This window comes from Microcoleus sp. B4-C2 (assembly GCF_036705265.1).
In the GTDB taxonomy this organism is placed as follows: domain Bacteria; phylum Cyanobacteriota; class Cyanobacteriia; order Cyanobacteriales; family Microcoleaceae; genus Microcoleus.
On sequence record NZ_JAUBUB010000145.1, the window covers coordinates 1 to 10,283 of the forward strand.

The 10,283-nt window shown below is 46.1% G+C and carries 8 protein-coding genes; 6 read left to right on the plus strand and 2 right to left on the minus strand.

Annotation, left to right across the window (positions count from 1 at the left end; all coding sequences use genetic code 11):
- Positions 1-136: 136 nt before the first annotated feature.
- Positions 137-2,317 carry a tetratricopeptide repeat protein gene (locus QUB20_RS26930; protein ID WP_333251039.1) on the minus strand — a complete coding sequence of 727 codons (2,181 nt, stop codon included), beginning with the start codon at positions 2,315-2,317 and terminating at the stop codon, positions 137-139.
- 99 nt (positions 2,318-2,416) lie between these two features.
- Here QUB20_RS26930 and QUB20_RS26935 point away from each other — a divergent pair, with 99 nt between their 5' ends.
- Positions 2,417-3,085, plus strand: a complete 669-nt coding sequence (locus tag QUB20_RS26935) for a glycoside hydrolase family 108 protein (protein ID WP_006634869.1) — start codon at positions 2,417-2,419, stop codon at positions 3,083-3,085.
- Between the two features lie 200 nt (positions 3,086-3,285).
- Here the strand turns inward: QUB20_RS26935 and QUB20_RS26940 are convergent, their stop codons facing one another.
- Entirely contained in the window at positions 3,286-3,453 is a 168-nt protein-coding gene (locus QUB20_RS26940) for a hypothetical protein (RefSeq protein ID WP_333291786.1), read from the minus strand.
- Between the two features lie 247 nt (positions 3,454-3,700).
- Between QUB20_RS26940 and QUB20_RS26945 the strand changes: the two genes are divergently transcribed.
- From QUB20_RS26945 to QUB20_RS26965, 5 genes are all read left to right on the plus strand, one after another.
- A complete protein-coding gene (locus QUB20_RS26945) occupies positions 3,701-7,207 on the plus strand; it encodes a PAS domain S-box protein (RefSeq protein WP_333251036.1) in 3,507 nt (1,168 codons plus the stop codon).
- Positions 7,208-7,781: 574 nt separating this feature from the next.
- Positions 7,782-9,050: an FAD-dependent hydroxylase gene (locus tag QUB20_RS26950; RefSeq protein WP_333251032.1), complete on the plus strand. Its 1,269-nt coding sequence runs from the start codon at positions 7,782-7,784 to the stop codon at positions 9,048-9,050.
- 182 nt (positions 9,051-9,232) lie between these two features.
- A complete protein-coding gene (locus tag QUB20_RS26955) occupies positions 9,233-9,457 on the plus strand; it encodes a DUF2281 domain-containing protein (RefSeq protein ID WP_333251027.1) in 225 nt (74 codons plus the stop codon).
- A 117-nt stretch (positions 9,458-9,574) separates the two neighbouring features.
- Positions 9,575-9,859, plus strand: coding sequence for a PIN domain-containing protein (locus QUB20_RS26960; RefSeq protein ID WP_333246037.1), 285 nt, complete (start codon positions 9,575-9,577; stop codon positions 9,857-9,859).
- A gap of 18 nt (positions 9,860-9,877) precedes the next feature.
- On the plus strand, positions 9,878-10,102 hold the full coding sequence (locus QUB20_RS26965; RefSeq protein WP_333251022.1) for a hypothetical protein: 225 nt from the start codon (positions 9,878-9,880) through the stop codon (positions 10,100-10,102).
- Positions 10,103-10,283 lie beyond the last annotated feature (181 nt).

A 10,283-nucleotide genomic window follows, 5' to 3' on the forward strand; every position in this document is an offset into this window, starting at 1 on the left:
CCCGCCCGTCCTTTTTGGACGGGCGGGACGCCCATCCCACTTTCAAGAGTGGAAGTTATTTAATTCTCATTCCTTATGATGTTTTCTCACATTGCGGATTGTTTGGCCTGACGCACCTTATCCTATAATTAGCGCGTTATCCTATCTTACATAATTTTTCCAAGACCGCATACATATCACCAGCAAACTTTTTCGGATTCCACAGCGGCGACAAATTGGCTGGATCTTTAGATTTCACCAACTGTGATTTAATTGCATTTCTCAATTCACGCTCTTTACCCAATTTTACACCAACTTCCACATATTCCGACCAAGACAAAGCCACACCTGTTTCAATTCCCAAAGTCTGCAAAAACGAATAACCCATTCTCGACAAAAATTGCTCTCCTGTGCGAGTCACCACCGGCAAATTAGACCACAAAGCCTCTAAAGTTTGAGTTCCTCCGTTGTAAGGATAAGAATCTAACAACACATCTGCCAGCAAATAGATAATTCTGTGTTCTTCCTCAGTAGCAAACCTCGGCAAAAACTTAATTCGGTGCTTGCTCACTTTCTCAGCTTCGCAAGCTTGGTGATATGCAGCCTCAAACACCGCAGCATCGCCTAAAGCTTTGTGAATTAAGATACTGTTCGGCACTTCTTTGAGAATGGCAATTTGTGCTTTTACCAACTCGCGATTAAATTTTCTGCCGGGACTGACGCACAGGTAAACTATCTGATCCAAGCCAATCCGATGCGATCTTCTCAATGCAACGGGATCGACTCCATATCTCTGAAAACCGGACACCGCTACAAAGGAATCAGGCATCCTAATTAGCTGCTCGTCATAATATTTTTCCCTGTCTCCAGGGTGCGAGTGCCTGTCTGTAAGAAAGTAATTTTCCGGCGATATGTAAGGGGCGTCAAATCCCAGCCAAGAAACACAAACTGGTGCGGGTTTTTGGTAGAGAATGTCAGCGTGAACTGGTACGCTGAGAGAATCTAAATCAACTAAAACGTCCAATTCATCTTGCTGAATTTGGTCGATAATTTCGGCAGAGTTTGCAATTCCGTTCGGGTAGGTTGTGGGAAAAGTCAGTTTGCCAAAACTTTCAAATTGCTGAGTGCGATCGTCAGGAACAATTCTTTCGGAAGCGTACAAATACACATTGGGTGTGATATTTGACAATTCGCGAATGATGTCAGCGCTGCACCAACCTACAGAATGGCGGCTGAAGTGATTGGACAAAAAGCCGATTTTTAACTGGCTGGATGGAACCGTTGGTTTGAAACTGTAATTTGCGGGTTGAGAAAAATTAGGTTTAATACATTGGTCGATATACTTTTGGGCAATTAATCTGTAAAGTTTTGAGTTGGCTGTCAAGTCATCTCGCAAATAGGGTGTGCTGAATAACAAGTTTGCATAAAGCGATTTAATTTCTACCGGGCTAGCGGTTTCTAAGTTGTGCTGCAAGTATGACTCTAGCTCTAAAAATCGATCGCCCGCAATTTGATTTAATCCCGACACTTGATAGGTGCTGATGAAGTAAATCGCGGTCATAATTGGATCTGTTTCGGCACACATTTGGCTGTAGTGGTGCACGGCTTGCCGCGCGGCAGCTAAATCGCTAGTATCTCTGAGGATGCCGCACAAATGTTGGTGGGCAGAAATAAAATCCGGTTTAATTTCTAGGGCTTTTTGAAGGTTGGGTATTGCCTCTTTAAATTTGCCCTGGTGGCGCAAAACTTGGCCAATTTGACAGTATGCTTCGGCTAAATCGGGTTTAAATGCGATCGCCTGCTTCCATGCAGCCACCGCCTCATCTAATTTCCCTTGCCGCGCTAATGTATCTCCTAAATTTAAGTGAAAATCTACCTGAGCAAGGTGGGGATTGAGTTCGAGAGCTTTTTGCTCGTAGGCTACCGCTGCATCCTGCTGCCCCTGCTGCTTCAGTGCCCCTGCCAAATTCCAGTAAGCAGCAGCCAAATTCGGTTTAAGTTCGATCGCCTTTTCGTAATTGACAACCGCCTCCACCAAATGCCCTTGTTTGTAGAGCATACTGCCCAAATTAGCATAAGCCTCAGCAAAATCGGGATTCAGGGCGATCGCCTCGGAATAAAACCGCATCGCTTCCTCAATTTGGCCGCTTGCTTGCTGAACATTGCCCATTGTCACGTAAGCCGCCGCCCAATCCGGTTGCAATTCCAGAGCTCGGCGACAAGCAGCGACGGCTGCTGCTAAATTGCCTTGAGAGTAATAGGTTTCTGCAGCGACTGTCAGGGATGCAGCATCTTCAAATTGGGGTGTTTCGGATTGGTTGCGAAAATCGGAATTCATTTGGCGGCCTATCTGTGCTATCAAGTTAAAGGTTGAATCTATATTATTTTGCAGAGTAGCAGTTTTAGCGGAACTACGGGCGATCGTCACAGAGAATTTATGAGCGACAAGCAAGCGACACAGCGCCAACATAACATCAAGTGGAAACCAAACCTCCTGCTGGGGATACTCTTGTTAACCTTAGCAATCCCCTTACCCTTTGCCCAAAAGACTTTCGCCCAGCAGCAGCAGACAGCCAGCTTTCGGCAGAAATTATTTCAAACTGCTCTTTATTTCACCCTATATTTTGAGGGCGGATTCAGCAATCACCCAGCCGATAAGGGCGGCAGAACTTATCGGGGCGTTTTGCAAACGGAATACAACGCCTACCGCTACAGTCGTGGGCTTCCGCCCCTCGACGTGACGCAGATGTCGGAAGCAGAGCTCCTAGAAATTTATAAATATTACTGGGATTCGAGCCTCTCGGGCACGATGCAGCCGGCTTTGGCGATCGTCATGTTTGACACTGCCGTTAATTTCGGTATTAATAACTCTATTACCTTTCTTCAGCAAGCATTAGGATTGCCGCAAACGGGAGTTTTTGATGCCCGCACCAAGGAAGCGCTAAAAGGAGCGAATAATAGAAATACCGCGTTGCAAATGATTAACGAACGGATTATTTACCGCTACAAACGGGTGCAAGAAGATCCGACTCAGATGGCTTTTTTCCGGGGTTGGCTGAGTCGCGATTACAGTTTGTGGGGTTATGTGAACAAGATTAAGAATTAACAGTTAACAGTTAAGCTGTGGAGCGTTTAAAATAGTATTATATGGTGCCACGGGCCTCCGCGTTTCCCTTGCCGGTGGAAGCGATCGAGCCGACGCACCCTACAGGTTTCGTTAGTGGTTTAAATGCTCCACAGGTTAGTCCCTCTCTGCTGGGACGAAAGTTTATGTAGTAGCGGTTTTCAACCGCCGAGTCTTATCTGTTATGCCGATCGCATTTCCCACAGCCACAGCAGCCGATTGACAATGCCAGTGATCTTGTTGCAGAGTGATTCATCCGCTACCATTATCCCTCGATGTACTGAGTAAAAACACTCCGTCTTGCCGATGAATCGGGCGCCAATTTCCAAAATCGAAGGGACAACGAACAAGGAACAAGGAATTTTTTATTAAAATTTACACATACAAAAATTAGTCAATTCTGCCAAATGCCTTCTACATAAGAGCCTTCCACCTTCATTTGACGCTCTATCTAAAGTTAGGTAAAATAATTCATATTTTATGCTTAGCAGCTTTGAGCAAATCTTCAGCAGCTTTGTATAGTAGGCAACAATATCACTAGAGTGTTTATTGTTACCTTTGATACGTAGAAACCAAATAATTAGAGGGATCGAGAAATTGGAAGTTTTTGAACGATCGCAACAACGGCAAACGCCCTCAACCCGAATGGCTGCAGTCGAGTCTTTTTGCAAAAAAGCGAGTATTGCAGTAATGGCGATCGGCTGTACAGTCATTTTGGGTTGGATATTCGATGTGCAACTCTTAAAAAGCATTCTGCCCGGACTCGTTACCATGAAAGCCAATACTGCGGTATGCTTTATTTTGGGCGGGTTTTCTCTATTCATCCAACAGATAGGGCGCACCAAATTAACAGCAAGAAAGCCTCAAAAAAATTACAAAAAATTGATTTTATTGTCCTCATTTTTAATTATATTAATTAGCCTATTAACCCTACTTCAATATAGCTTTAATTTAGACTTAGGCATCGACCAACTGCTATTTAAAGAAAGTTACACATTGACAATTACCGGAACACCAGGACGCATGGCACCGAATACTGCTGGTGCTTTTTTATTGCTGGGAACAGCGCTGCTGCTGCTGTCAGAACGTCGGCCTAAATACCTGCGGATTCAAATTTTAAGCTGTTGTGCATTTTTAATTGCATTTACGGGTTTGATAGGCTATTTCTACGACAAAGCTTTATTTTACCAAATTGGCAATAATACAGGGATGGCTTTGCACACCTCCGCAGCATTTATGTTGCTGAGCTGCGGCATTTTATTTGCCAGTCCCGATCGAGGATTGATAGCAGTAATGACGAGCGATCGCGCGGGCGGCATCATGGCGCGGCGCTTGTTGCCACGGGCAATCATTATCCCACCTTTAGTCGGTTATTTCATCCTATTGGGAGATCGGTTACAAGCCTACACGCCGGAGGTAGGGATATCGCTGTTAAGCGTATTGAACGTGATTATTTTTACAGTTCTGATTTGGCATTCTGCCAAAACTCTCTGCAGCGCAGACCGGAAACGCTATCGAGCGGAACTGGGACTGAGAAAAGCTAAATTAGACTTAGAAAATCAAGTTGAGAAACGGACTATCCAACTGCAAATAACCAACGAGCAATTGCAACAGCAAATTTTCGACTCTCAAACAACAAAGCAGGCGCTTCAAAAAAACTACAATCTGTTGATGACAGTAATCAACAGTACGCCCGCAGCCCTATTTGTCAAAGATATTCAGGGCCGTTATCTAATGCTTAATGCTGCGGGAGCCAGTATAATTGGCCAGTCTGTAGACGACATTATCGGCAGAGATGACAGCGAGTTGTTTCCGCCGGAAATTGCGGAAAATATTATAAAAACCGATCGCCCAATTATGGCAGCGGGAACAACGGAAGCGATCGAAGAAGAGCTGCCCGTCAAAGGAAATTTGAGGATATTTCTTTCTACAAAAAGTGCTTACCGGGACGGCTTAGGAAAGATCAGCGGTATAGTTAGCATCGCGCGGGATATTACTGAGAGCAAACAAGCCGAAATCGCCAACAGAAGTTTAGCAGCAATTCTGGAAGCAACCCCGGATTTTGTAGGTATCTACAACCTCGAAGGACGCGCCATTTACATTAACAAAGCCGGCAGAAAAATGGTGGGTATAGGCGAAAACGAAGATATATCCAAGCGAAAAGTTGCAGAATTCACGGCAGCCTCAGCCCGCAGCACTTTGAAACAAGCGATCGCCACCGCTGTTTCCGAGGGCTTTTGGAGTGGAGAAACAGCCTTCGTGTCAGCATCGGGACTCGAACTTCCCGTCAGCCAAGTCCTCATCTCCCACTCCGCACCGGGCGGCAAACTCGCATACATTTCGACGATCGCCCGCGACATCAGCGATCGCAAACAAGCTGAACAAGCGCTGCAACTGTCTCAAGCTCGTTTCGCCGGCATTTTAGAAATTGCCGAGGACGCGATTATTTCTGTGGATGCTGACCAAAAAATTATCCTGTTCAACCAAGGTGCAGAACGGATTTTTGGGTGGACGGCTGCGGAGGCGATCGGGCAATCCCTGAGCCTGCTGTTGCCCGAAGCTTTTGCCACCCCTCACAGTCACCTCGTCAGCAATTTCGGCTGCGGCGTTAAACAAGCCCGAACAATGGGCCACCGCAAAGAAATTTTCGCCCGCCGCCGAGATGGTACGGAATTTCCCGCCGAAGCTTCTATTTCCCAACTCGAAGTGGCAGGGGAAATCATATTCACAACTATTTTGCGCGACGTGACAGCCAGCCGCCAAGCCGAAGAAGCTGTGCGTCTGAGCGAGGAAAGATATCGATCGCTGGCAATGGCTACCGCACAGATGGTTTGGACGACAAACGCTAGCGGAATCGCCGAGAAACCTGAGCCTGATTGGATAGCTTATACGGGCTTGAGTTCTGAAGACAAGGACTACTGGATAAAATCAGTGCACCCAGAAGATCGCGATCGCACAATACAAGCTTGGAAGCGCGCCATAGAAACAAAAAGTCTCTACGAAGTCGAGCACCGCTTGCGAGCCGCCGACGGCAGCTACAGACACTTCTGGGTGCGGGCCGTCCCCCTTTTGGCAGCCGACGGCAGCGTTCGCGAGTGGGTGGGAACTCACACCGATATTAGCGATCGAGTCCAAGTTTTGGAAGCACTCAAGCAGTCGGAGGGACAGTATCGAGTGCAAGCAGCCGAGCTCGAAAAAGCTGTCCACGAGTTGCACCAAGCTCAAACTCAACTAATCCAAACCGAAAAAATCTCTTCTCTTGGGCAGCTAGTCGCCGGCGTCGCCCACGAAATTAACAATCCGATTAACTTCATTTACGGCAACATTACCCACGCCAGCCAATACGCCACAGACTTACTCAGTTTGCTCCATCTTTACCAGGAGAAATACCCAAATCCCGTCCCAGAAATTGTAGAAGCAGCCGAAGATATTGAAGTTGATTACTTAATGGAAGACTTTACGAAGATTTTGGAATCAATGAAAGTTGGAGCCGATCGCATCCGCGACTTAGTTGTATCCTTACGCAACTTTTCCCGACTCGACGAATCGCAGATGAAGCGAGTAGATATTCACGAAGGAATCGAAAGCACTTTGCTAATTTTGCAGCACCGGATCAAAGCTAATGTACTTCGTCCCGCTATTGAGATTATCAAAGAATACAGCAATTTTCCAAAAGTAGAGTGCTATGTAGGTCAGCTCAATCAAGTATTTATGAATCTTTTAGTAAATGCGATCGACGCCCTCGAAGAGTACAACAGCACTCATTCTTCAAAAGAAATATATGCTCGCCACAACCGAATTCGGATTAGCACAAGTGCGAATTCCGAGACAGTAACAATTCGGATTGCCGACAACGGGATGGGAATCAATCAAGAAGTTATTGGCAAGTTGTTCGACCCATTTTTTACTACTAAACCAGTCGGCAAAGGCACAGGCTTGGGACTGTCAATCAGCTATCAGATTATAGTTGAAAAACACCGAGGCAAATTGCGGTGTATTTCCACGCCTGGGGAAGGTGCAGAGTTTGTCATCGAGATTCCCATTCGCCAGGAAGTATCAGCGCTGGCTGCCGAAAACACAAAGGAAATGGTCAATCTATTTTAGATTTTAGATTTTAGATTTTAGATTGAAGCATTGACTTGCGCGAGATAAATTCGGGGGCCCCTTTATCGGATACAGGTTTTTGATTTCTGGACGGATGAATCACGTGGCGGGTATCCTGGATGCTTTCGGTCATTAGTCATTAGTCATGAGTCATTAGTCATTAGTTTCAGGGTTCACCCATCGGGGGGCAGGGCTGTTTCGGGGCAACCACGGGGAGTAGGGGTCGGATTGCTACAAAAGGTTTTTCGTAGGGGCGGTGCGACCCCTACTCCCCGTACCCGCCCCACCCACTCTTCACGAGGGTTTGCCCCTACAAGAAAATGAAACCGCCCTGCATCGGGGGGGGCTAGAAACCCGGTTTCTACGAGTTTTGCGTTTAGTGAGGAGAAATATAGGAAGAAACCGGGTTTCTGAGGTAGCGAGGGCATCCAAGACTTGCATTTGGAGATCGTAGTCTGAAAACCTGGATTTTCACGAATGCCGGTACTCTCCGCTTCTCGATCGCCCTAAATCGAAATAATTCTTTACAATAAAAAAGTAACAATCCAATTAACTTTGACAAATTCCCTTGAAAATGCCTGTAAACCAACTTTCTCCAACCACAGCCTCGACGCAAACAGCGACACTCGACTTTGACATAGCCATCGTCGGAGGGGGCATAGTCGGGGCCACCTTAGCCAGCGCCTTAAAAGATTCTGGATTAAAAATCGCTATAATTGAAACCCAACTCCCCGCCGCCGCCGCAGCCAAAAAACAAGCCTATGCAATTACCCTGCTATCAGGAATGATCTTAGAAGGTATCGGCGTGTGGCAGCAAATCTTGCCGCAAATCACCACCTTCGAGCAAATTAGCCTCTGCGACGGCGACTATCCCGGTGTCGTCGAATTCCACCGCCCGGATTTGGGAAATACTGGCAAATTGCCTGTACCAAAAGCAGCTTTAGGTTACGTGGGCGAGCACGGAGTCATGCTGTCAGCTTTGCACGAATGTTTGGCAAAAAACCCGAATTTTAGTTGGGTTTGTCCGGCGGAAGTAGTCGAGGTAAAATATTTAACTGATTGCGCCGAAATAGAAGTCAAACAAAACGGCGAAACTCGGACAATTCGCACCAAATTATTAGTCGCCGCCGACGGTTCGCGATCGCGCATCCGCACCGAAGCCAACATCAGCACTCGCGGCTGGAAATACTGGCAATCCTGCGTTGCTATCACTATTAAAGCAGAAAAACCGCACAATGATATCGCTTTTGAGCGCTTTTGGCCGAGCGGCCCGATGGGAGTCTTACCATTACCTGGCAACCGTTGTCAAGTAGTTTGGACAGCACCTCACGCGGAAGCTAAAGCTTTGCAACAAATGAATGAAACAGATTTTTTGACTTTGTTGGAACAGCGCACGGGCGGGCTTTTGGGCCGTTTGGAATTGGAGAGCGATCGCTTTTTGTTTCCCGTGCAGTTAATGCAGAGCGATCGCTACGTTTTGCCCAGATTAGCACTAATTGGGGACGCCGCCCACTGCTGCCATCCCGTCGGTGGCCAGGGATTAAATATGGGTATTCGAGACGCTGGGGCGATCGGCCAAATCTTGCAGCAAGCGCACCAGAAAGGCGAAGACATCGGCGATTTGCGAGTATTGAAACGGTATCACAACTGGCGCAAAAAAGAGAATTTAATCGTGTTAGGATTTACCGATTTTCTAGACAGATTATTTTCTAATACTTGGCTGCCAATTGTAGCATTTCGCCGCTTTGGATTGTGGTGTTTGCGGACAATTCCCCCAGTGAGGTTTTTAGCCTTGCGCTTGATGACAGGCTTGATGGGCCGGCCACCGGAATTAGGCATTTAGTCAAAATCAAAGAAACCGATTTTTTCTCGAATCTTCGCACTGTAACGAAGTCTCTCGCAAAAACCCGGTTTCTGGCTACTCACCCATCAAACTCAATTCATCGATGACTGGTATATAATTAAGATTGAACAGAGCCGATTAAAAGCTATGTCAAGTACAGCCAAAACGGAGGAAAAGAAACAATGAATTTAGAGCAAGCAGTTTTAGATAAATTGCGCGAATTGCCCCCGAATCAGCAGCAAGAAGTTTTAGATTTTGCTGAATTTCTTCAGCAAAAAAACCTTCTCAAACGACCTCTAAAGAGCGTCAAAGGAATGTGGAATAATTTAGATATGGATATCACCGAAGAAGATATTACCGAAGCTAGAAAAGAAATGTGGGGAAATTTTCCGAGAGGGGATATTTAATGACCGCCGTTGTAGCCGACACTCATACAATTATCTGGTATTTGCGGGAGAATGCTCGATTATCACAAACAGCTATGACTGCTTTATGCAGCATTAGCAGGAGGCTATTCGATTTATGTGTCCGCGATTTCCGTTGTAGAATTAAGTTATTTAGTGGAAAGGTATCGATTGCCCGAAGAGGCATTTGAGGAGTTAATCAATGCCTTATCCGATCCGGGAACTGGTTTAGCCATCGCCCCTTTGGATTTAATCACAGCACAAATTCTGCGTCAGATTCCCCGCGATGTGGTACCAGATATGCCGGACAGGATTATTGCCGCCACTGCTTTATCTTTGAGTCTTCCGTTAGTCACCCGCGACGCAAAAATTCAAGCAGTAACAACTATTCAGACAATTTGGTGAATATGAGGGGAATTTACCATGCAAGAAACTGAGTGGGAGTTTGCGGAAATCTGGGCTGATACTCTGATATCTCCTCCTTATATCCTGATGTTAGTCAAAGAAATTTCAGGAAAATTTTGCATCCATAACCCGGCACAAAACTATAAAGTTATCTTTACCACTGACAATTACGAATCTGCTAAAATGTGGCTACTAGAGGATGAATATGAGCGTTTGAATAGTCGCATTTTACGAGAAGTATAAAATAAAGTGGTGTTGCCACAACCGCCAGGGGTTGAAACCCCTGGCTAATAGCGAAAGTCGGTTGAAACCGACTGAAAATCCGAGATAAAAATGAAAAACTCTTTAGTCCTCTTCAGAGCGTTCCACCGGCGTCGCACGCCGGTTATGAATAAAAGAAACAGTAAAGCTAGCCCAAAAGTTG

Coding starts and splice junctions, on each gene's coding strand:
- QUB20_RS26930 (WP_333251039.1), bottom strand. CDS start 2,317: ATGAATTCCGATTTTCGCAACCAATCCGAAACACCCCAATTTGAAGAT.
- QUB20_RS26935 (WP_006634869.1), top strand. CDS start 2,417: ATGAGCGACAAGCAAGCGACACAGCGCCAACATAACATCAAGTGGAAA.
- QUB20_RS26950 (WP_333251032.1), top strand. CDS start 7,782: ATGCCTGTAAACCAACTTTCTCCAACCACAGCCTCGACGCAAACAGCG.
- QUB20_RS26955 (WP_333251027.1), top strand. CDS start 9,233: ATGAATTTAGAGCAAGCAGTTTTAGATAAATTGCGCGAATTGCCCCCG.
- QUB20_RS26965 (WP_333251022.1), top strand. CDS start 9,878: ATGCAAGAAACTGAGTGGGAGTTTGCGGAAATCTGGGCTGATACTCTG.